The sequence below is a fragment of the Streptomyces sp. NPDC051364 genome (genome assembly GCF_040682115.1).
GTDB lineage: Bacteria > Actinomycetota > Actinomycetes > Streptomycetales > Streptomycetaceae > Streptomyces.
Genome location: NZ_JBFBAH010000001.1, coordinates 699,845 through 721,392, shown reverse-complemented (window position 1 = coordinate 721,392; position 21,548 = coordinate 699,845). Strand labels below are relative to the sequence as shown.

Annotated in this window: 12 protein-coding genes, 1 tRNA gene and 1 pseudogene; 6 read left to right on the top strand and 8 right to left on the bottom strand. The window is 69.2% G+C overall.

Annotated elements, in window-relative coordinates:
• The first annotated feature begins 110 nt into the window (after positions 1-110).
• Both AB0M76_RS03440 and AB0M76_RS03435 read left to right on the top strand, forming a co-directional pair.
• Complete coding sequence (locus AB0M76_RS03440; RefSeq protein WP_365951282.1) at positions 111-1,484, top strand: ATP-binding protein; 1,374 nt, start codon at positions 111-113, stop codon at positions 1,482-1,484.
• Entirely contained in the window at positions 1,481-2,230 is a 750-nt protein-coding gene (locus tag AB0M76_RS03435; protein ID WP_365951281.1) for an HNH endonuclease, read from the top strand. The genes AB0M76_RS03440 and AB0M76_RS03435 overlap by 4 nt, the downstream gene beginning before the upstream one ends.
• 103 nt (positions 2,231-2,333) lie before the next feature.
• Here AB0M76_RS03435 and AB0M76_RS03430 read toward each other — a convergent pair whose 3' ends face one another.
• Together AB0M76_RS03430 and AB0M76_RS03425 are read right to left on the bottom strand one after the other, a co-directional pair.
• Complete coding sequence (locus AB0M76_RS03430) at positions 2,334-3,053, bottom strand: creatininase family protein (RefSeq protein ID WP_365951280.1); 720 nt, start codon at positions 3,051-3,053, stop codon at positions 2,334-2,336.
• Positions 3,054-3,072: 19 nt separating this feature from the next.
• A complete protein-coding gene (locus tag AB0M76_RS03425; RefSeq protein WP_365951279.1) occupies positions 3,073-4,272 on the bottom strand; it encodes a hypothetical protein in 1,200 nt (399 codons plus the stop codon).
• A gap of 407 nt (positions 4,273-4,679) precedes the next feature.
• Between AB0M76_RS03425 and AB0M76_RS03420 the strand changes: the two genes are divergently transcribed.
• From AB0M76_RS03420 to AB0M76_RS03410, 3 genes are read left to right on the top strand one after another with little or no spacing between them, the layout of a single operon-like run.
• Positions 4,680-6,083 carry a hypothetical protein gene (locus AB0M76_RS03420; RefSeq protein WP_365951278.1) on the top strand — a complete coding sequence of 468 codons (1,404 nt, stop codon included), beginning with the start codon at positions 4,680-4,682 and terminating at the stop codon, positions 6,081-6,083.
• A gap of 42 nt (positions 6,084-6,125) precedes the next feature.
• Positions 6,126-6,842, top strand: coding sequence for a class I SAM-dependent methyltransferase (locus AB0M76_RS03415; protein ID WP_365951277.1), 717 nt, complete (start codon positions 6,126-6,128; stop codon positions 6,840-6,842).
• Complete coding sequence (locus tag AB0M76_RS03410) at positions 6,839-7,765, top strand: glycosyltransferase family 2 protein (RefSeq protein ID WP_365951276.1); 927 nt, start codon at positions 6,839-6,841, stop codon at positions 7,763-7,765. Before AB0M76_RS03415 ends, AB0M76_RS03410 begins: the two co-directional genes overlap by 4 nt.
• Positions 7,766-7,866: 101 nt before the next feature.
• Here the strand turns inward: AB0M76_RS03410 and AB0M76_RS03405 are convergent, their stop codons facing one another.
• Entirely contained in the window at positions 7,867-10,509 is a 2,643-nt protein-coding gene (locus tag AB0M76_RS03405) for a valine--tRNA ligase (protein ID WP_365951275.1), read from the bottom strand.
• 183 nt (positions 10,510-10,692) lie between these two features.
• On the opposite strand from AB0M76_RS03405, the pseudogene AB0M76_RS03400 reads away from it, so the two are divergent.
• Positions 10,693-11,542, top strand: a pseudogene (locus AB0M76_RS03400) (site-specific integrase); the annotation flags it as partial.
• A 113-nt stretch (positions 11,543-11,655) separates the two neighbouring features.
• Here the strand turns inward: AB0M76_RS03400 and AB0M76_RS03395 are convergent.
• The 5 genes from AB0M76_RS03395 to topA all read right to left on the bottom strand — a co-directional run bounded on the left by AB0M76_RS03395 (position 11,656) and on the right by topA (position 21,301).
• Positions 11,656-11,729: transfer RNA gene (locus tag AB0M76_RS03395), tRNA-Thr, on the bottom strand.
• A 198-nt stretch (positions 11,730-11,927) separates the two neighbouring features.
• A complete protein-coding gene (locus AB0M76_RS03390; RefSeq protein ID WP_365951274.1) occupies positions 11,928-13,496 on the bottom strand; it encodes an alpha/beta hydrolase in 1,569 nt (522 codons plus the stop codon).
• A 188-nt stretch (positions 13,497-13,684) separates the two neighbouring features.
• A complete protein-coding gene (locus AB0M76_RS03385) occupies positions 13,685-14,896 on the bottom strand; it encodes a DNA polymerase III subunit delta' (protein ID WP_365951273.1) in 1,212 nt (403 codons plus the stop codon).
• Between the two features lie 101 nt (positions 14,897-14,997).
• Positions 14,998-18,276: a dTMP kinase gene (tmk, locus tag AB0M76_RS03380; protein ID WP_365951272.1), complete on the bottom strand. Its 3,279-nt coding sequence runs from the start codon at positions 18,274-18,276 to the stop codon at positions 14,998-15,000.
• A gap of 187 nt (positions 18,277-18,463) precedes the next feature.
• The gene (gene topA, locus AB0M76_RS03375; RefSeq protein ID WP_365951271.1) at positions 18,464-21,301 is read right to left on the bottom strand and encodes a type I DNA topoisomerase; all 2,838 of its coding nucleotides are present in this window, start codon (positions 21,299-21,301) and stop codon (positions 18,464-18,466) included.
• Positions 21,302-21,548: the final 247 nt, after the last annotated feature.

Here is a 21,548-nt window from a genome sequence, read left to right as displayed (position 1 = left end):
TGAGCAGATGCCAGTACCAATCCGTAGAGTGAGCGATACAGCGCGGCGGGCTGCGGCCCCCGCAGAGGGACTAGGACGGTGGGCGAGCACCGTCCGGGGAGGACAGTCCGGTGTATGTGAAGAGGCTCCGGCTCGATGGTGTCCGTGGGTTCCACGGGCAGCGTGCCTGTGACCTCGATTTCACGCGTCCCGACGGCAGGTACGCGGGCTGGACCGTGATCGCCGGACGCAATGGCTCCGGGAAAACCACCCTGCTCCGTGCAATCGCCATCGGTCTGGCCGGGCCAAGGAGGGCATCCCAGTTGGATGCCGATCTTGAAGGCGAGCTGTCATTCGGACAGGTAGAGGGCTCGCTGACCGTGGAGATCCAAACCACCCCCGAGGCGGACGTCAGGACGCGGCCGCATGGGGAGAGCCTCACAGCGCGGGTTGATTGGAAGCCGGAGCGCGAAGCCTATTCCAGTGACGACGAACCGCCCACAGAACTCCAGTTCTCAAGTATCGGTGACCTGAAGACCCGACTGTGGTCATCAGCCCCGCCCCCCGGCTGGTTCCACGCTGGATACGGCCCCTTCCGGAGGATCACCGGAACAGGGCTGTACGAACGCACACCACAGCAGCTGGACCGCATTGCCGCACTAAGAACCCTCTTCGAGGAATGGTCGGCACTCACCGAGTCTTTCGATTGGCTACTTTCGGCACATCTCCGTCGATTGGAAGATCGGACGGGCGCGCAAGAATTGGTGGATTCGGTTCTCGCCCTGCTAAATGACGGCTTGTTGCGTGACGGGTACAGAATCGTGGATGTCGATTCCGACGGCATGTGGCTACATCGCCAGAGCCAGAGCCAGAGCCAGACAGAGTCTGATGATGGGCAGCGCATCGAGGTACGCCGCACGAGTGACGGCCAACGGACGGTCATTGCCCTCGTGCTCGACATCGTTCGCCAGATGGATGCCGCGTACGACAATATCACCATATCCTGGCGGGACGGCCGACCCTACTTGCCCTATCCGGGCGTTGTATTGATCGACGAGGTCGACACTCATCTCCATATGACCTGGCAGAAGGAGATCGGGAAGTGGCTCAAGGACCATTTCCCTGCCGTGCAGTTCATTGTCAGCACCCACAGCCCCTACATCTGCCAGGCCGCTGACGAGGGCGGACTTATTCGTCTGCCTGGCCCCGACGAACAGGAACCACCCTCGCCGATTTCCCCAGTCCTATGGAAACGCATCGTTTACGGCACGGGGGACGACGCCGCACTATCTGAACTCTTCGGACTGGACACGCCTTATTCGGATGACGCCCAGCTTCTGCGTCGCGAACTGACCAGGCTGGAGGCGCGAGTAGTTATGGGAGAGGCAACCGAAGAAGAGGAAGCGCGTCACGACGAGTTGCGGCAACGCCTCAAAAGCTCACCTCGGACTCGGGTCGCAGAGGTACAGGCCCGCCTGCGCCGCCTGGGAGTCTTCGGCGAATGATCCAAGTGCAGCGTATCGGGCTGCCGCAGCAACTCACTGAGCTCGCCGCGGAGCAGACTGAGGCAATAACAAAGGTCACCCTGGACGAACGGTACAAGCTCGCCAGGGAATTGTGGAGCCACAGCACAAATAGACGCAAGCTGGTAACTCCGCTGCGGCAGCTCCTCCGGATCATGGCTCACGGCAATCGCTGTTGCATGTATTGCTGCTCGGATCTCAGCACGGATGTAGACCACTTCGAGCCAGTAGCAGAAAATCCACTGCGCACCTTCGATTGGCTCAATCACCTGCTCGCATGCACTGAGTGCAACAGCAAGAAGAACGACAAGTGGGAAGTATTCGAAGACGGCGAGCCGAAGCTCATTGACCCGACGCGAGAGGACCCCTTCGAACATCTCTATCTGAGCCTTGCTAGCGGCGAATATGAATGGCTGACGGAAAAGGGTAAATTCACCCGCGAGACTTGTGGGCTAAATCGCGATGATCTACCCGAGGCTCGCTGCATGGCCAGGGACATCGTTACAGTATGTGCGAGTGACTGGCTGCACGCTTGGCATAAAGGCAACGAGCGCAGGATGACGATCGCGGTCCGAACAATAAGGGAACAGCCATTTGCGGATGTCTCGCAGTTTATGCTTCGACAGGCCATGTTTCCGCAGGCACACAGAGCCTTCGATTTCGAATGCGGGCTGGAGACTTTGGAATACCTACGCCATCCACAGCTCCGCGGCGCTCTGCTCGCCTGAGTCGACCAGAGCCGCGAAGAGGCGTAGCGGGCGTTGCAACCTCAGTCCTGCCCACGTGCTGCGGTCCCCTCCCGGGGCTGAAGGTGGTGCAGGGCCATGTCACTCATCCCGCAGCGGTTTCTCCAAGTGCCTTGATGTGCTCCGCGAAGCTGACCTGCAGACTCTTCAGGACAGCTTTGCCTTTCACCCCGCTCCCATACGACGGATAGCCGATCACACCCGATTTGGTGTACGCGCTCATGCCCTGGACTAGAAGGAAGGGGCGGGGGCCGCCGTCGTGGTCGGCATCGGCGTTTCCATCTCGCACGAACTCTGGGGCAGCGTGGAGAAGGATGGAGGTCTCGATCTCGCCAGCATGCATGTCTGCGTGGCGGTCGGAGACCAGACCGGCGTGGTCTCGGGCGCGGTCCCAGTCGGCGCCGAGCGGGAACAGGGAGACGGCGGGGCCGTCGACGTTGGCTTCCTGGACGATGTTGGACAGGACGTAGTTGCCGCCGTGGCCGTTGACGATCACGAGCTTGGTTATGCCGGATCGGGCCAGGGAGTCCCGGATGTCGTCGATCACCGCGTACAAGGTCTTCGCGCTGATGCTGACAGTGCCGGGGAACGCGGCGTGCTCGTGGCTGCATGACATCGTGATCGGCGGGAGCAGATGCACGGGATACGCGTCGGCGATCTCCTGGCCGATGATGCACGCGATCGCCGTGTCGGTGATCAGCGGGAGGTATCGGCCATGCTGCTCGAAGGAACCGACCGGGAGCACGGCGACGCGGGGCTGCTGGTCCTGGACGTCCGTGCTTGTGGCGGTGGGCAGCAGGTTCACGGCACTCCCTATGGGTCGGCTACGGGGCGGCTCTCTTCAACGTGTTGAGCTCCCTGTTCAGCTCTGAAACTTCCACCAGTTTGCGCCAGGGCGCAAGGTGGGGTTGAAGTCGGTACAGCTCGTTCAGGATGCGTGCCGAGCCCGTCCGTTGGGCGATCCCCAGTGCCAGTTCGGCAGCTTGGTGGGCCCCTTCCACGTCCTCGAGGAGGGCGTTGGCCGTGGCGAGGCGGGCGAGGCACAGACCCCGGTCTCGTTCCTGTACGGCGGGCCAGTGGCTGAGGCTCTCCTGGTAGATCTCCGCGGCCTGGCCTGGCCGCTCCAGGCGGACATTGCAGTTTGCGGCTTCCATCTCGATGTAGGCCACGGAGCAGTACCCGGCCATGGGGTCGGCATCGTCTCCTCTGGCTGCGGCAGCGAGAGCCTGGTCGATCGCGCGGTCGGTCTCGGCCGCTTCGCCGAGCCCTGCTTTGCTGTTGGCGAGCTGGCGCAGTACGACGGCATGGACCCGAGGGGAGAGCTGTCCGGCGTACCGGAGTGCGGCGCCGGCGAGACCGGCACCGTGTCCTGCGTGCCCTGCCTCGGTGGCGATGTTGCTGCGTCGCTGGAACAGGTAGGCGATCAGCATGGGGTCACCCAGTTCCTGGGCGTACTCCATGGCGAGGCTCGTCCATCGCATGGCTTCGTCTGGGTGGCCCGTGTCCTGATGCAACCACCCAAGGAACTCGGCGTACCGAGCGCTGATGCGGAGGACGTCCTCGCGTAGGGGGCCGTAGGCGTCTTGGCACATCTGCTCTATGAGGGGCATCTGGCTCTGCACAGGTGCCACCAGAAACTGTGGACCGACAAGCGGCTCGGCCTGAGCGTGCTGATCGAGAACGGAAGTCAGGTACCTCAGCATCTCTGGGCTGATCGGTACCGGGATCTTCGTCCGGAGTGCGCCCGCCGGCGGATCAGGTGGCTGGCTCTCCAGCAGGATCCCGGGCTCCGGGAAGCCGAGCTCCTCGTTCGTTGCTTGGTACGCCTCACGGAAGAGGGGCTGATGGTCCAAGCTCACCGGCCGTCGACCGTTCTCGTACATGGAGACGAGCGTCTTCCAGCTGGCAGGGGAGGGTGACTCGACGCCGAGGCGCTCGGCACTCGCGACGAGAGCCTCAATGAGGTCGCCCTGCATCCACCCGCGGCTTAGCCGCGCTGTCTGGAGCGTGCTCTTGGACTTCATCGCTCCCCCGAAGCACGTCGCGGCCCGCCTTCTCTCACTATGCGGCCAAGGCGGCGTCTGACGTGGGGAGTTAACAGCTAACAGCCCGTCTTGTTAACCCCGTCCACTGCCCGATGGCCGGGAGTCGGGCCTACTTGGCGCAAGCACGGCAGCGGAGCTCCTCCGCCCGAGCGAGATCACGCTCTGCGCGGCTGGCTGCGCTCGCTGAAACCGGGCGGCGCGCCCTGCGCGATTTTCGACAAGAGGCGGTCACCGCCGCAGCAATCAACGTCCGGTCTGCTTCGGAATGGCTCCGAACAGTGACAGCACGAGTGGGAGCGATACGGATGGAAACCGACTCTCGAACGTCTCTGGCAGCATCGACCTTGGTCCCCGGGCTGCCGACGGTCAGCTGTGTTGAGCAGCCGATGGGACGAGCTGTCGTCCGCGAAGCCCTCCCCGCCACCCGCAGGCACAACCTCGTGGTGGTCGGCTTCGACGAGATCGTCGCCAACAAGTACCTGCCCTGTATCAGGGACGCTGTCGAGGCCGGCTACGTCGACTCGTACTCCGTCATCGACCTGGACTCGGAGAGGTCGACGATCGAGGAGCGCATACAGGGCGTCGGCCTGAAGCCTCGGGAGGTCATCTACCTTCCGGACTCAGGCCACGGCCCGACCGTACAGCGGGATCAGCCGGAGCTGATCGGAGCTGCCCTCAGGCAGCTTCGTCTGCCCGAGCTGCCGATGAAGGTGTACATCGCGACCGAGGTGCGGGCGCACGAAGCCTATCTGCGCTACTGCGTCGAGAACGGCATTGATTCGCTGGTGGAGAAGCCGGTCCTGGCTCCGCTGGTGGACGGCCGGTTCGCTCCGTACCGGATCACCGAGGTCATGCAGGAGCTCATCGCTCAGGCCGGCCGTAACGGTGCCAAGCACTCCGTGATGACGCTGAGCCGGTATCACCGCATCTACAACGGGGAGTTGCTCCGCTCGCTCGAGGAGCGGGTGCGGGACTGGCAGGCCCCCGTCACGTCCTTCCACCTGCGAGCCGCCGGCGGCGTGTGGAACCTCCAGCACGAGTACGAGTCACGGGACGATCACCCCTACCGTTACGGCTACGGGATGGTGATGCACGGCGCCTACCACTACATCGATCTCGCCGTGCAGTGCCTGTCCCTCAACAAGCTCGTGTTTCCCGACCGCCGCTTCAGGCTCGAAGTCAGCTCGTTCGGCGCCTTCCCGACCGACCAGCAGCTCCGGATTCCGAAGCCGGCCGCCAGCCGGTTCGAGGACGGGCACCCGCGCTGGCCGGACGCCGAGAGCCTGGCGCATTCCTTCGGCGAGACGGACATCACCACCACGTTCCGGCTGGTCGACATCGAGTCGGATCGGACACTGACCGTCGGAACGCTGTCCTTCGAGCAGACGACGCCGTCCATCCGCAGCTGGCAGGACCTCCCGGATGACGTCTACAACAAGAACGGGCGCACTTCCAGCGTCGACCTCGAAGCCCAGCTGTCGACCCTCTACTCCGCGCACGTCCACTGCTACGACGTGCCCCGCGGGCAGAACGCAGACAAGATCGACGCCTTCGCTCGGCTGACCACGAGGGCGAACGCCTCCTTGCTGCCGGAGGAGCGGTACACGTCGGTCAAGATGTTCGACGGGTTGTTCCACAGCGACAGCAACAGGCAGCTCATGGAGAGCTGGCTGCGGGGGACCGAGAACAGGAGCTCGCTCTCCGCACACCTGCTGCCGATGAAGGTCACCGAGGCGTTGGCGTCCTCTCTCCGCACGCCCGGCCGGGCCGTCGAGATCGCCGAGTTCTAGGTGCCTGCCCTCGCTCGTCCCTCCAGCCCCAGGTGGTACCCCTTGCCCGTACAGCACTCGAAGGCGTCCCTTCACGCCTTCTACGCAGACGCGTTACGGAACGGCCGGAGCACCGGCGAGAAGCTGCGCGCACCCGTTCCGGCGCGATTCCTCACCCTGCTGAGTTCCCTCCCCGCCGATACTCCGCGTCGCGCTCTGGACCTCGGATACGGCGCCGGGGCGTACACCATCGCCCTGGCCGAGGCCGGGTTCACCGTTGTCGCGGTGGACCAGGCCCCGGCCGAGCCGCTGCTTCAGCGGCTCTCGGAGTACGAGGACCTGGCGGAGCGGGTCACGGTGGTGGAGTCCCTCATCGAGCAGTACCCCATCCAGGAGGACTTCGGCGCGCTCGTCGCCAAGGACGTTCTCCACTACCTGTCACAGCACGACGTCGAAGCTCTGCTCACCCAGGCTGTGCAGAGTTCCCGCTCGGTCAACCTGCACTATCTGGAGGTCTTCACCGAGATCTTCCGGATACACGCCCACGGCGTTCAGATCCACATAGAGGGCGAGGCCCGGTACACGCGGGAGTCATTCAGCCGCGCGCTGGAGCGGATCTACGAGGGCTGGGACGTCACCGTGAGCTGGGACGACCACACCGAGCAGGACACGCGCTCACAGCGCACCTACTTCAAAGCGGCTCGCGCGACCGTCATAGCGGCGCGCAGGTGCCCGACTCCAGTCGGCACCGCGGCCATGAGCGGAAGGGAGACAGCGTGACCATCGCGGATTCTGGAGGCATCAGCTTCGTTGTCCCCTGCCACAACGCGGGCGACTATCTCATCGAGGCCGTGAAGTCCGTCGTCGAGCAGCCGCTTCGGCGTCCGCACGAGGTAGTGATCGTGGACGACGGGTCGGATGACGACACGACCCTCAAGGCCATCGACACCTGCGCCGATCTACCCGGCGTACGCGTCGTCCGGCTCGAACAGCGCCAAGGGCACCACGTGGCCAGGAACGCCGGCGTGACAGCCGGGCGGATGGAGTACGTGATGCAGGTGGACGCCGACGACCGGCTGGCCACCGACCCGCATCTCCTCAGGGAAGGGTCCTACCCGGACAGGGCGGTGGAGGCCCTCGAGTCCGATGCCGATACGGCCTTCGTGCACACGATGTCGTGGATGATCGGTGCCTTCGAGGGGTTCACCATCTCCTCGTACCCGTGCCGCGAGGATCTGGTGGTGCGCAAGCACCACGTTCCGACGTCGATAGTCTGCCGGCGGGCAGACGCTCTCGAATGCGCGCTGTACGACCCGAAGGTGCTCAAGTGGGGTGACTGGGCTTTCGCGGTCAACCTGCTGGCCAGCCGGTACAGGCGAGGGGCGGGCAACAACATCCACTGCGTCGCCGGTCCCTTCTACGAGTACCGAGTGCACTCTCGGTGCGATCGAGTGTCCGATGCGGAGATCTCGGAGCTCGACATGACTCTCCTCGTCGTCCAGAAGAACCTGGACTTTTTCCGGGACCGACTGGACCGGAGAGACGGGGCTGCCGAGATCGCCCTCGACCTGCTGGGTCAGAAGCCGACGCGCCTCGACGACCTCCTGCACATGGCGAAGTTCGATCTCCACCAGGCCCAGATCGTCGCCGAGCAACGCGAGTTCTCTCTGTCGAGCCCGTACGAGACGCTGCGCATTCCGTAGGCCTCACCGCCGAGAGCCCGAGTCAGAGGGTGTCCGAGGCCGAAGAACCCGAAGGGGGCCCAGACCGCGTGGTCTGGGCCCCCTTCGGCGTGTTCCGACGTCTACTGCGGCGGCAGCTTGTCCAGCTGGGCCTGGAGCCGGGCGATGTCCGACTCGGCCTTGGCGAGCCGGCCCTTGATCTTGTCCACGACGTTGTCGGGAGCCTTGGCGATGAACGCCTCGTTCCCGAGCTTGGCCTCGGCCTGTTGCTTCTCCTTCTCGGCGGCGGCCAGGTCCTTGCTCAGCCGCTTGCGCTCGGCCGCCACGTCGATGGTGCCCGACAGGTCGAGCGAGACCGTGGCGCCGGCCACCGGCAGGGAGGCGGTGGCGGCGAAGCCCTCGCCCTCCGGCTGGAGGCGCAGCACCTGGCGGATGGCCGCCTCGTGCGGGGCCAGCGCCGTGCCGTCGAGCTCCAGGCGGGCCGGGACCTTCTGGCCCGGCTGCAGGCCCTGGTCGGAACGGAACCGGCGGACCTCGGTGACGACCTGCTGGACCAGCTCGATCTCCTGCTCCGCGGCCTCGTCGCGGAACCCGGAGTCCTTCGGCCACTCGGCGATGACGACCGACTCGCCGCCCGTGAGCGTGGTCCACAGGGTGTCCGTGACGAACGGGACGATCGGGTGGAGCAGCCTCAAGGTGACGTCGAGGACTTCGCCCAGGACACGCGCAGAGACCTTGGCCTGGTCGCCCTCCTCGAAGAACGTCGTCTTCGACAGCTCGACGTACCAGTCGAAGACCTCGTCCCACGCGAAGTGGTACAGGGCGTCCGCGAGCTTGGCGAACTGATAGTCCTCGTAGTGCGCATCCGCCTCGGCGACGACCTTGTTCAGCCGCGACAGGATCCAGCGGTCGGTCGCCGACAGCTGCTCGACCGGCGGCAGGTCACCCTCGACCGTGGCGCCGTTCATGAGCGCGAAGCGCGTCGCGTTCCAGATCTTGTTGGCGAAGTTGCGGGACGCCTGGACCCAGTCCTCGCCGATCGGCACGTCGACGCCCGGGTTGGCGCCCTTGGCGAGGGTGAAGCGCAGGGCGTCGGAGCCGTACTTGTCCATCCAGTCCAGCGGGTTGACCGTGTTCCCGAACGACTTCGACATCTTCTTGCCGAACTCGTCCCGGACCATGCCGTGGAACGCGATCGTGCGGAACGGCGGCTGGCCGTCCATCGCGTACAGGCCGAACATCATCATCCGGGCGACCCAGAAGAACATCAGGTCGTAGCCGGTGACCAGGACGGAGTTCGGGTAGAACTTCTCCAGGTCAGGCGTCTGCTCGGGCCAGCCGAGCGTGGAGAACGGCCACAGGCCGGACGAGAACCACGTGTCGAGGACGTCGGTGTCCTGCGTCCAGCCCTCACCCGTCGGCGGCTCCTCGTCAGGGCCGACGCAGACCAGTTCGCCGTTCGGGCCGTGCCAGACCGGGATGCGGTGGCCCCACCACAGCTGGCGCGAGATGCACCAGTCGTTGAGGTTGTCGACCCAGTCGAAGTACCGCTGCGACATGTCGGCAGGGTGGATGTCGACGCGGCCGTCGCGGACCGCGTCGCCGGCGGCCTTGGCGAGGGTCTCGACCTTGACCCACCACTGCAGCGACAGACGGGGTTCCAGCGTCGTCTTGCAGCGCGAGCAGTGGCCGACGGAGTGGACGTAGGGGCGCTTCTCGGCGACGATCCGGCCCTCGGCACGCAGGGCGGCGACGATCGCGGAGCGCGCCTCGAAGCGGTCCAGGCCCTGGAAGGGGCCGTGGATGGTGATGATGCCGCGCTCGTCGAGGACCTCGATGGATTCGAGGTTGTGGCGCTGTCCGATGGCGAAGTCGTTCGGGTCGTGCGCCGGGGTCACCTTGACGGCGCCGGTGCCGAACTCCGGGTCGACGTGCGTGTCGGCGACGACCGGAATGCTCCGGTCGGTCAGCGGCAGCTTGATCTGCTTCCCGATCAGACGGGCATAGCGCTCGTCGTCGGGGTGGACGGCGACAGCGGTGTCGCCGAGCATCGTCTCCGCGCGCGTAGTGGCGACGACGATGGTGTCCTCGCCCTCGCCGTACTTCATGGAGACGAGCTCGCCGTCGTCGTCCTGGTAGTCGACCTCGATGTCGGAAATGGCCGTCAGACAGCGGGGGCACCAGTTGATGATGCGCTCGGCGCGGTAGATCAGCCCGTCGTCGAACATCTTCTTGAAGACGGTCTGGACGGCCCGGGACAGCCCCTCGTCCATGGTGAAGCGGTCCCGGCTCCACGCCAGCCCCTCACCGAGGCGCCGCATCTGGCCGGCGATCTGCCCGCCGGACTCGGCCTTCCACTCCCAGACGCGCTCGACGAAGGCTTCGCGGCCCAAGTCGTGGCGGGACTTGCCCTCCTTGGCGAGCTCACGCTCGACGACGTTCTGGGTGGCGATACCGGCGTGGTCCATGCCAGGCTGCCACAGCGTCTCGTAGCCCTGCATGCGCTTGCGGCGGGTGAGGGCGTCGATCAGCGTGTGCTCGAAGGCGTGGCCCAGGTGAAGCGAACCGGTGACGTTCGGCGGCGGGATGACGATCGTGTACGCCGGCTTCTCGCTCTTCGCGTCGGCCTCGAAGTACCCGCGCTCTACCCAACGCTCGTACAGCGCCCCCTCTACCTCGGCCGGCGCGTACTGGGTCGGCAGCTCATGGGTAGGCGTCGGCCCGCTATCGGGGCTCTGTGGAGTGTTGTCGGTCACGACGGCCATTCTAGGCCCGTGGTACCTCTGCCCTCGCCTGACTTTCCCCGGGCGAGCGGGCTGCCACCGGGACACAAAGGTGGCCGCACGGATGAGATTCAAGTGTGACCAAGAACACGCCCGTGCGGCCGATGTTCATCGTACCCCGCCCGGCCGAGGGTCTCGTACGGGGAGGCGGCCCCACCTCATGGGACGTTCAACCCGGCGGCCCACGTCGAGATCGATCCGGTACTCAAGCCAAAGCCGCTCGTGTGGACGGACGAGCGGGTCGCCAAGTGGGAGCAGACCGGCGAGAAGCTCTCACCGGTGATGGTCTGGACGCCGGAACAGACCGGTGCCTTCCTCGACTTCGTCGCCGTCGATCGGCTGTACGCGATGTGGCACCTCATCGCCTTCCGCGGCCTGCGCCGCAGGGAGGCGTGCGGGCAGCCCTGGTCGGAGACCAATCTCGATCGCCACTCCCTCACCGTGACCGGGCAGCTCGTCCAGGACGGCTGGGAGGTCGAGGCATCCGAGCCGAAGACGGACAGCGGGTTCCGCGTCGTCGTGCTCGACGACGACACCGTCGGCGTCCTGGAGCGGCACCGCAAGCAGCAGGAGGCCGATCGTGCGGAGTGGGGGTCGGCCTGGGTGAGCACAGGGCTCGTCTTCACGCAGGAGGACGGCTCCTGGTTGCACCCCGGGAAGGTGACCGATCTCTTCGAGCAGCTCGTCGCGGCGTCCGGACTCCCGCCGATCCGGCTGCACGACCTCCGGCACGGAGCGGCCACACTCATGCTGGCCGCCGACATCGACATCAAGATCGTGTCCAACACCCTCGGGCACAGCGACACCCGGATCACGCGCGACATCTACCAGAGCGTGCTCCCCCACGTCGGCAAGAGCGCCGCCGAGGCCACCGCCAAGCTGGTCCCCCTCCAACGCAAGGCGGAGCAGGAGGAGCAGGCCGCGCAAGGCCGCCAAGAAGGCCGAGCAAGCCGAGAAGGCGAAGGCCAAGGGGAAGAAGAAGGCCAAGGCCAAGAAGGCCGCGAAGCAGGGCTGACAGCCCCTCCGCTCACGCACGGGGTTCCGTGTCCCAACCGACGCACGCGCCGAACGGCCCCGGAAATAGCAAAAGCCCCAGGTCACGGCGAGTGAGTCCTGGGGCTTCTACAGAGCCGCCTTCGGGATTCGAACCCGAGACCTACGCATTACGAGTGCGTTGCTCTGGCCAACTGAGCTAAGGCGGCACCGCTGGTCAGACAAGTGTTCCCTCGGAGAGGAGCTCTCATCAGCAGCGGCGCCAAGTCTACAGGCTGAAACGGGGTGCCCTGAACCGCGTTGTGGAGGGGTGGGATGTGTAGGTCATATCGGGATCAATGGGTGACGTGGCCCGCCTGAGGCGTGGGCATCCCGTGCCGCCGGGGCGATCGGCGGGAGGCAGGGTGTCAGGTGCACTTCCTGCCGTCCTGCGGCGGAGTTCCTGTCAGCAGGTACTTGTTGATCGCCGTGTCGATGCAGGCGCTGCCGCGGCCGTACGCCGTGTGCCCGTCGCCGTCGTACGTGAGCAGGACGCCCGAGTCGAGCTGCTGCGCCAGCGCCTGGGCCCACTTGTACGGGGTCGCAGGGTCCCGGACGGTGCCGACCACCACGATCGGCGGGGCACCCTTCGCGGTCAGGGCGCCGGCCGTGCCGGTGGCCTTGACCGGCCAGTACGTGCAGTTCAGCGAGGCCCAGGCGAGGCCCGCGCCGAACACCGGGGAGGCCTTCTGGAAGGAGGGCACGGCTGTGTCGACCGCCTCCGGGCCGGTGAAGGCGGGGGGCTGGTCGAGGCAGTTCACCGCGGCGTTCGCGAACATCAGGTTCGCGTACTTGCCGTCCGGCTCCCGCTCGTAATAGCTGTCGGCGAGGGCGAGCAGGCCGGACCCGTCGCCGTTCATCGCCGCCGTCAGCGCCTCGCGCAGCTGCGGCCACGCGCTCTCGTCGTACAGCGCCGCGATCACCCCGGTCGTGGCGAGGGACTCGCCCAGCGGGCGGTCCGGATCACCGCTGGGCACGGGCTGGGCGTCGGCCTTGCGGAAGAACTCCTGGAGCTGCCCTGCCATCGCCTCCGGCCCGCCCTTGCCGAGCGGGCAGTCGGGCTGCTTCGCGCAGTCCTTGGTGAAGGAGCGCAGGGCCGTCTCGAAGCCCCCGGTCTGGTCCCGGTTCAGATCGAGCGCCGGACGCGAGGGGTCGATCGCGCCGTCCAGGACGAGCCGGCCGACCCGGCCGGGGAAGAGCTCCGCGTACGTCGCTCCGAGGAGGGTGCCGTAGGAGGCGCCGACGTACGTCAGCTTCTCGTCGCCCAGCACCGCCCGGAGCACGTCCATGTCGCGGGCGGCCTCGACGGTGGAGACGTGCGGCAGGACCCGCTGCGAGCGGGTCTGGCAGCCGGCCGCGAACTCTTTGAACGCGGCCACCAGCTCGGCCCGCTCCGCCGCGTTGTCCGGCGTCTGGTCCACCTGCGTGAACTTGTCCATCTCCGGCCCGGTCAGGCACTGGACCGGGCTGCTGCGGTCCACCCCGCGCGGGTCGAAGGACACCATGTCGTACTGGGCGCGGACGGGGGCCGGGTACCCGATGCCCGCGTACGCCTGGAGGTAGCCGATGCCGGAGCCGCCGGGGCCGCCCGGGTTGACCACCAGCGAGCCCAGCCGCTTGCCGGGGCCGGCGGCCTGGCGTCGCGCCACGGCGATGTCGACGTCCTGGCCGGACTCGGGGTGCGCGTAGTCCAGCGGGGCCTTCATCGTGGCGCACTGGAACCCCGGGACACCGCAGTCGCGCCAGCTCAGCTTCTGCTCGTAGTACGGGCGCAGCGAGGCCGGGACCGCGGTCGGGGCGGCCGACTGCGCAGCGCCCCCGGCCGAGGACGCGGCGGCGCTCGGTCCCCCCGACCCGGCCGAGGTGCACCCGGAGAGCAGCAGCCCGGCAGCTGCGATCACGGTTCCGGTGGTACGCAGCAGGCGACTGGTGTCCATCCCCGGAGCCTACGTCCTGCCGGGCGACCCGGCCCGGGCGTGCTCGCGCCGACCGGCCGCCCGCCACCCGAGGGCGCGCCGCAGCCCCGCCCTGATCCCGCAGTACCCGGCCCGACCTCGGCGGATCGCTCATACGGGTGAAACGGTCAACGGCGCTTGAAGGCGGGGCCGCCCCGGTGCGAGGCGGCTCAGCCCGCGCGGAGGGACATCGTCATCGCCTCGACCGCGAGGAGCGGGGCCACGTTGCGGTCCAGGGCATCGCGGCAGGCGATGATCGCCTCGATCCGGCGCAGGGTGCGCTCCGGTCCGGACGCGCGGGCGATCCGGTCCAGGTCGGGCCGTATCTCCTCGTTCGCGATCGCCAGCGAGGAGCCGAGCTGGAGGGCCAGCACGTCCCGGTAGAAGCCGGTGAGGTCGGTCAGCGCCAGGTCGAGCGTGTCGCGCTGGGTACGGGTGCGGCGGCGCTTCTGCCGGTCCTCGAGCTCCTTCATCACGCCGGCCGTGCCGCGCGGCATGCGGCCGCCGGTGCCGGCCCCGGCGCCGAGCGCGGCCCTCAGCTCCTCGGTCTCCTTGGTGTCGACCTCCTCCGCGACCTGCTTGGCGTCCTCCGCGGCGGCGTCGACCAGCTCCTGGGCGGCCTTGAGGCAGCCGCCCACGTCGTCGATGCGGAGCGGGAGCTTCAGCACGGCGGCCCGGCGGGCCCGGGCGTCCTCGTCCTGCGCGAGCCGACGGGCCCGGCCGATGTGGCCCTGGGTCGCGCGCGCCGCGGCGGCGGCGACGGCGGGCTCGATGCCGTCGCGCCGGACCAGCACATCGGCGACGGCGGAGACGGTCGGGGTACGCAGGGTCAGGTGGCGGCAGCGGGAGCGGATGGTCGGCAGCACATCCTCCAGGGAGGGCGCGCACAGCAGCCACACGGTTCGCGGAGCGGGCTCCTCCACGGCCTTGAGGAGCACGTTGCCCGCGCCCTCGGTCAGCCGGTCGGCGTCTTCGAGAACGATGACCTGCCAGCGGCCCACGGCCGGGGAGAGCTGCGCCCGGCGGACCAGCGCGCGGGTCTCCTTCACGCCGATGGACAGCAGATCGGTACGGACGATCTCCACATCGGCGTGCGTACCGACCACGGTGGTGTGGCAGCCGTCGCAGAACCCGCAGCCCGGCTCGCCCCCGAGGGCGCGGTCGGGGCTGGTGCACTGCAGGGCGGCCGCGAAGGCCCGGGCGGCGGTGGACCGCCCGGAGCCGGGCGGCCCGGTGAAGAGCCAGGCGTGGGTCATCTTGGACGCGGCGGGCGGCGGCGTCCCGGCCACGACGGCGGTGACCAGGGCGTCGGCGTCACGGGCGGCGGCGGCCAGCTGCGACTGCACCCGCTCCTGTCCCACCAGGTCGTCCCATACGGGCATCCCGCCCACCGCCTTTCACCGGCCGTCTTCCCCTGGCCGTCCGTGCCGCTCGTCCTGCTCGTGCCCGCCCCCAGTGTGGCGTGCGCCACTGACAATCCCCGTCAGCGGCGGCGGCGCGGACCGCCCTCTTCGTCCTCGTCGTCCCGGCGCCGGCCCAGCAGCTCGTCCGCCAGGGTCGGCAGATCGTCCAGCGGGGTCTCCTCGGCCCAGGCGGACCGCGGCCGGCTCGGCCGTGCCGGCTGACTCGGCCGGCTCTGCGCGCTCGGGCCGCCGTCGTCGCCGAGGAGCGGGAGCTCGCGGGTCACGTCGTCGCCGGAGTCCCGGAAGATGCCCGGCGGCACCCGGTCGGCCGGGCTCTCCTCCGGACGCCGGGCCGTCGGCCGCGTGGCGGAGCGGGCCTGGCCCGCCGGAGCCCGACCGGCCGGCGGACTCGTACGGGACGGGCGTACGGGCGGCAGGACCGCCGTCTCGTCGGCCGGGCCGGCCGCCGGGACCGCGGGCAGCACCGAGGTCTCCGCCGCCGGGTCGATCTTCGGCACGGGGACCGTCTGGGTCACGTCGTCGGGCTGGACGACCCGCTTGACCAGCGGGGTCTCCACCGTCACGGCGTCGTCGGGGAGCGGCTCCTTGGTCATCGCCACCTTGGGGGCGGGAGCCTCGGGCGCGGCCGGAGCCGACGCAGCCGGTTCCGGAGTCGGCGCAGAGGCAGGCGCCGGGGCAGGCGCCGGAGCCGCGGCAGGGGCCGAAGCCGCCGCCGAAGCCGAAGCTGCTGCCGCAGCCTGGGCAGCCGCCGCTGCCGCCGAGGCCTCCGCCAGCCGGCGCGCCTCCTCGGCCCTGAGCAGGGCCTCCTCGGCCCGCCGCTGCTTCTCCAGCCGCCGCTCCTCGGCCTCGGCACGCAGCCGGGCCTCTTCCTCCGCCTGCTTGCGCAGCCGCTCGCGCTCCGCCGCGCGGGCCTTCTCCTCGGCCTCCACGCGCAGCCGCTCGGCCTCGGCCCGGGCGCGGGCCTCCTCCTCGGCGCGCAGCCGCTCCTCCTCCGCCCTGCGGGCGGCCTCGGCCTCGGCCTTGATCCGGGCGGCTTCGGCCTCGGCCTTCAGCCGGGCTTCCTCCGCAGCGCGCAGCCGCTCCTCTTGCGCCTTGCGCGCCGCTTCTTCCTCCGCCCTGCGCCGGGCGTCCTCCTCGGCCATGCGCCGGGCCTCGGCCTGGGCTGCGACCTCGGCCTCCGAGAGCGGAAGCATCCGGTCCAGGCGGTGGCGTACGACGGTGCTCACGGACTCCGGGTCCTGGCCGGCGTCGACCACCAGGTAGCGCCCGGGGTCGGCCGCGGCCAGCGTCAGGAAGCCGGCCCGCACGCGCTCGTGGAACTCGGCCGGCTCCGACTCGAGCCGGTCCGGGGCCTCGGTGAACCGCTCGCGCGCCGCCTCCGGCGACACGTCGAGCAGCACCGTCAGGTTCGGGACGAGCCCGTCCGTGGCCCAGCGCGAGATCCGGGCGATCTCGGTCGGGGACAGGTCACGCCCGGCGCCCTGGTAGGCCACCGAGGAGTCGATGTAGCGGTCGGAGATGACGACCGCACCGCGCTCCAGGGCAGGCCGGACGACGGTGTCCACGTGCTCCGCGCGATCGGCGGCGTACAGCAGCGCCTCGGCACGGTTGGACAGCCCGGCCGAGGAGACGTCGAGCAGGATCGAGCGGAGCCTCTTGCCGACCGGGGTGGCTCCCGGCTCGCGGGTCACGACGACCTCGTGGCCCTTGCCCCGTATCCAGTCGGCCAGCGCCTCGACCTGGGTCGACTTGCCGGCCCCGTCGCCACCCTCCAGGGCGATGAAGAACCCGGCGTCGGACGCGGCCTGCACCGGCTCCCCGCCGCGCAGCGCCTCGCGCAGGTCGCGGCGCAGCGGTACGCCGCTGCGGTCGTCGGCCTTGGCGAGCACGACCACGCCGACGGGCAGCAGCAGGGCGCCGACCAGCATCAGGGTGAAGGCGGCCCCGCCGTGCGCGAAGACGACGTCCCCGCCGGCCAGCCGGTGCGGGCCGATCCCCGCGGCCAGGACCGGGGCGAGGACGGCGCCGACGCCCACGGCCACCCGTACGACGGCCTGCAGGTGCTCGGTGACCCGGGCCCGGCGGAACTCCTCGGTCTCCTGGTCCAGCAGGGTGTGCCCGGTGTTGGCGGCCACGCCCGCGGCGGCGCCGGCGAGCAACGACAGGAACAGCACGGTCGCCGTGTCCGGGACCAGCCCGGTCAGCAGCAGCGCGAGCCCGGCCACCGCGATGGCCAGGGCCAGCAGGCGGCGCCGGGAGAGCGCGGGCAGCACCTTGCCGGCCTGGGTGGCGCGGATGCCGGCGGCGGTACCGCCGAGCAGGGCCAGGACGAGCAGGGCGAAGGTGGCGGGGCCGCCGCCCAGGTCGAAGGCGTGCAGGACGGCAACGGCGGCGGCGCTGGACACGGCTCCGGCGACGGCGGCGCAGGCCAGCACGAGCAGCGGAATGGCCCCCGTACGGCCCTTCTCCGGGCGGTCCCCCGCCTTGGGGGCCCGCAGGCCCTCCAGCGGGGAGCGCGGGCGCGGGGTCTTCGCCGCGGGCAGCACCAGCGGGAGCAGCAGCGAGACGGACGCCGCGAAGAGGCCGGAGGCCACGTACGAGCCGAGGGCGGCCTGGTTCTCGGCGAACCAGTCCACGCCGAGGCCGAGGGCCTTGCCGACGAGGGTCGCGGCGAGCAGCACGGCGGCGGCGACGGGCATCGCGGCGAAGGACGTCCGCAGGGTCAGCCGGCGCAGCGCGTCGAGGTGGTCCGGCAGCGGGCGTACGGTCGCCCCCTCCGGCGGCGGCGAGGGCAGCAGGGCGGGAGCCGCGCTGTCCTTGGCCAGGGCCCACAGCCGCTCGGCGACGCCGGAGACGAAGACGGTGGCCAGGAGCGCGGTCAGCGCGTGCGCCGGGATCCAGTCGAGCCAGAGGGGGGCGACGACGAACAGGCCGAGCCGGACCCCGTCGGCGCCGATCATCGTCCAGCGGCGGTCCAGCTTGCCGCCGGCCTCCTTGGGAGCAAGAAGCTTGGCCAGCGGACCGAGCAGTACGGCACCGAAGAGCAGGGTGGCGAGGATCCGGACCCCGAAGACGGCGGCGACGGCGAGGGCCCAGCCCTGGTAGCCGCCGCCGAAGGTCTCCTCGGAGACCGCCGCCTGGAAGGCCAGCAGCACCAGCACCAGCAGGGCGAGGGCATCGCCGATACCGCTCACCAGCTGGGCGCTCCACAGCCGGCGCAGCCTGGGGGTGCGCAGCAGTGCGCGCACCGCACGCTCGCGGGAATCCGCGGCGAGGGCTTCGTCGTAGGTGGGGTTCGCGGGGGCGGTCACGACCGTTGGCTGCTCGGCTCGCGTCATCCGCCCAGCCTATCCGCTGCGCTTGGCGGGTGCGGAGCCCTGTGGACAACCATCCGGTGTGACCCCGGCCCCACTGTCGCCGCCCTGGCCGGCTGTGCGGCTCACGGGGCTTCGCCCGCCGCCCCGCTGCGCGAAACGGACAGGGCCCGCGCCTTGCGCGCGGGCCCTGTCCGTTTGCAGCCGGAGGCTAGTCGTCCGACGGCGCCGGGGCGGTCGCGGCCGTCTTCTTCGTCGCCGTCTTCTTGGCTGTGGTCTTCTTCGCGACGGCCTTCTTCGCCGTCGTCGTCTTCTTCGCCGCAGCCGTCTTCGTCGCCGTGGCCTTCTTCGCCGGCGCCTTCTTGGCCGGAGCCTTCTTCGCCGTCTTCTTCGCCGGGCCCTTCGCCCGCTTCTCGGCGAGCAGCTCGTAGCCCCGCTCGGGCGTGATCGTCTCGACGTCGTCGTCCCGCCGCAGCGTCGCGTTCGTCTCGCCGTCCGTCACGTACGGCCCGAAGCGGCCGTCCTTGACCACGACCGGCTTCTCGCTGACCGGGTCCGTGCCCAGCTCCTTCAGCGGCGGCTTGGCCGCCGCCCGCCCGCGCTGCTTCGGCTGCGCGTAGATCGCGAGGGCCTCGTCCAGCGTGATCGAGAACAGCTGGTCCTCGGTCTCCAGCGACCGCGAGTCCGTGCCCTTCTTCAGGTACGGGCCGTAGCGGCCGTTCTGGGCCGTGATCTCCACGCCCTCCGCGTCCGCGCCGACGACCCGCGGCAGGGACATCAGCTTGAGCGCGTCGTCCAGCGTGACCGTGTCCAGGCTCATCGACTTGAACAGCGAAGCCGTCCGCGGCTTCACCGCGTTCTTGCCCGTCTTCGGCGTGCCCTCGGGCAGGATCTCCGTCACGTACGGCCCGTAGCGGCCGTCCTTCGCGACGATCTCGTTCCCGCTCACCGGGTCCTTGCCCAGCTCGAACTCGCCGCTCGGCTTCGCGAACAGCTCCTCCGCGTACCCGATCGTCAGCTCGTCCGGCGCCAGGTCCTCCGGCACGTCGGCCCGCTGGTGGCCCTCCGCGTCCTTCTCGCCGCGCTCGACGTACGGCCCGTAGCGGCCGACGCGCAGCACGATGCCCTCGCCGACCGGGAAGGAGGAGATCTCCCGGGCGTCGATCGCGCCGAGGTCCGTGACCAGCTCCTTCAGGCCGCCGAGGTGGTCGCCGTCGGCCGGTACGACCTCCGACGCGTCCTCGGAGCCGAAGTAGAACCGCTTCAGCCACGGCACGGACTGGGCCTCGCCCCGCGCGATGCGGTCGAGGTCGTCCTCCATCTTGGCCGTGAAGTCGTAGTCGACGAGCCGGCCGAAGTGCGTCTCCAGCAGGTTCACCACGGCGAACGACAGGAAGGACGGCACGAGCGCCGTGCCCTTCTTGAAGACGTACCCGCGGTCCAGGATCGTGCCGATGATCGACGCGTACGTCGACGGGCGGCCGATCTCCCGCTCCTCGAGCTCCTTGACGAGCGAGGCCTCGGTGTAGCGGGCCGGCGGCTTGGTCGAGTGGCCGTCCGCCGTGATCTCCTCGGCCGACAGCGCGTCGCCCTCCGCGACCTGCGGAAGCCGCTTCTCGCGGTCGTCGAGCTCGGCGTTCGGGTCGTCCGCGCCCTCGACGTACGCCTTCATGAACCCGTGGAAGGTGATCGTCTTGCCGGAGGCGGTGAACTCGACGTCGTTAAATGTCCCAGTCCGGCCGTCCGACGCCCGGCCGCCGATCTTCACGGTGACCGAGTTGCCGACCGCGTCCTTCATCTGGGAGGCGACGGTCCGCTTCCAGATCAGCTCGTACAGGCGGAACTGGTCGCCGGTCAGGCCCGTCTCGGCCGGGGTGCGGAAACGATCACCCGAAGGGCGAATCGCCTCGTGCGCCTCCTGCGCGTTCTTGACCTTGCCGGCGTAGACGCGCGGCTTCTCCGGCAGGTAATCGGCCCCGTAGAGCTGCGTGACCTGCGCCCGCGCCGCCGACACCGCGGTGTCGGAGAGCGTGGTGGAGTCCGTACGCATGTAGGTGATGAAGCCGTTCTCGTACAGCTTCTGCGCCACCTGCATCGTCGCCTTCGCACCGAAGCCGAGCTTGCGCGAGGCCTCCTGCTGCAGCGTCGTCGTACGGAACGGGGCGTACGGGGAGCGGCGGTACGGCTTGGACTCGACCGAGCGGACGGCGAACGAGGTGTCCGCCAGCGCGGCGGCCAGCGCCCGGGCATTGGCCTCGTCGAGGTGCAGGACCTCGCTCTTGAGCTGCCCGTTCGAGCCGAAGTCGCGGCCCTGCGCGACGCGCTTGCCGTCCACCGTGTTCAGGCGGGCGACCAGGGTCGACGGGTCGGAGGCGTCACCGGCGCGGCCGGTGGAGAAGGTCCCGGTCAGGTCCCAGTACTCGGCGGAGCGGAAGGCGATGCGCTCGCGCTCCCGCTCGACGACGAGACGGGTGGCCACCGACTGCACGCGGCCCGCCGACAGCTTCGGCATGACCTTCTTCCACAGGACCGGCGAGACCTCGTAGCCGTAGAGGCGGTCGAGGATGCGGCGGGTCTCCTGGGCGTCGACCATGCGCTGGTTCAGCTCGCGCGGGTTCGCGACGGCGTCGCGGATCGCGTCCTTGGTGATCTCGTGGAAGACCATCCGGTGGACGGGGACCTTGGGCTTGAGGACTTCCTGCAGGTGCCACGCGATGGCTTCGCCCTCGCGGTCCTCATCGGTGGCGAGGAAGAGTTCGTCGGACTCGGCCAGCAGCTCCTTGAGCTTCCTGACCTGGGCCTTCTTGTCCGCGTTGACGACGTAGATCGGCGCGAAGTCGTGTTCGACGTCGACGCCGAGACGGCGGACCTCACCGGTGTACTTGTCGGGAACCTCGGCCGCGCCGCTCGGGAGGTCGCGGATGTGCCCGACGCTCGCCTCGACGACGTATCCGGGGCCGAGGTAGCCCTTGATCGTCTTCGCCTTGGCTGGGGACTCGACGATGACGAGTCGGCGGCCGCCCTTTGCGGTCTCGCTAGTCGGGGACAACTTGGCTCTTCTCTCCGGTCGGCACTCGGTCGCGGTACGGCGACGCTGCGGAGTGTGACGGTACAACCCGCCCCCGTGTCAAACGGCAGAAGCCCGCAACGGCCACTCGAACGGTAACCCGACAAGTGCCATTTCTGCCGCCCGGATACCGCGCCGGACCCGTCGCGATCACCGGGCCGAGTGGCCAGGGGGCCGTCTGGCCCCGCCCTCGCACCCTGTCTGACGTCCTGTTTCCGACGAGAATCCG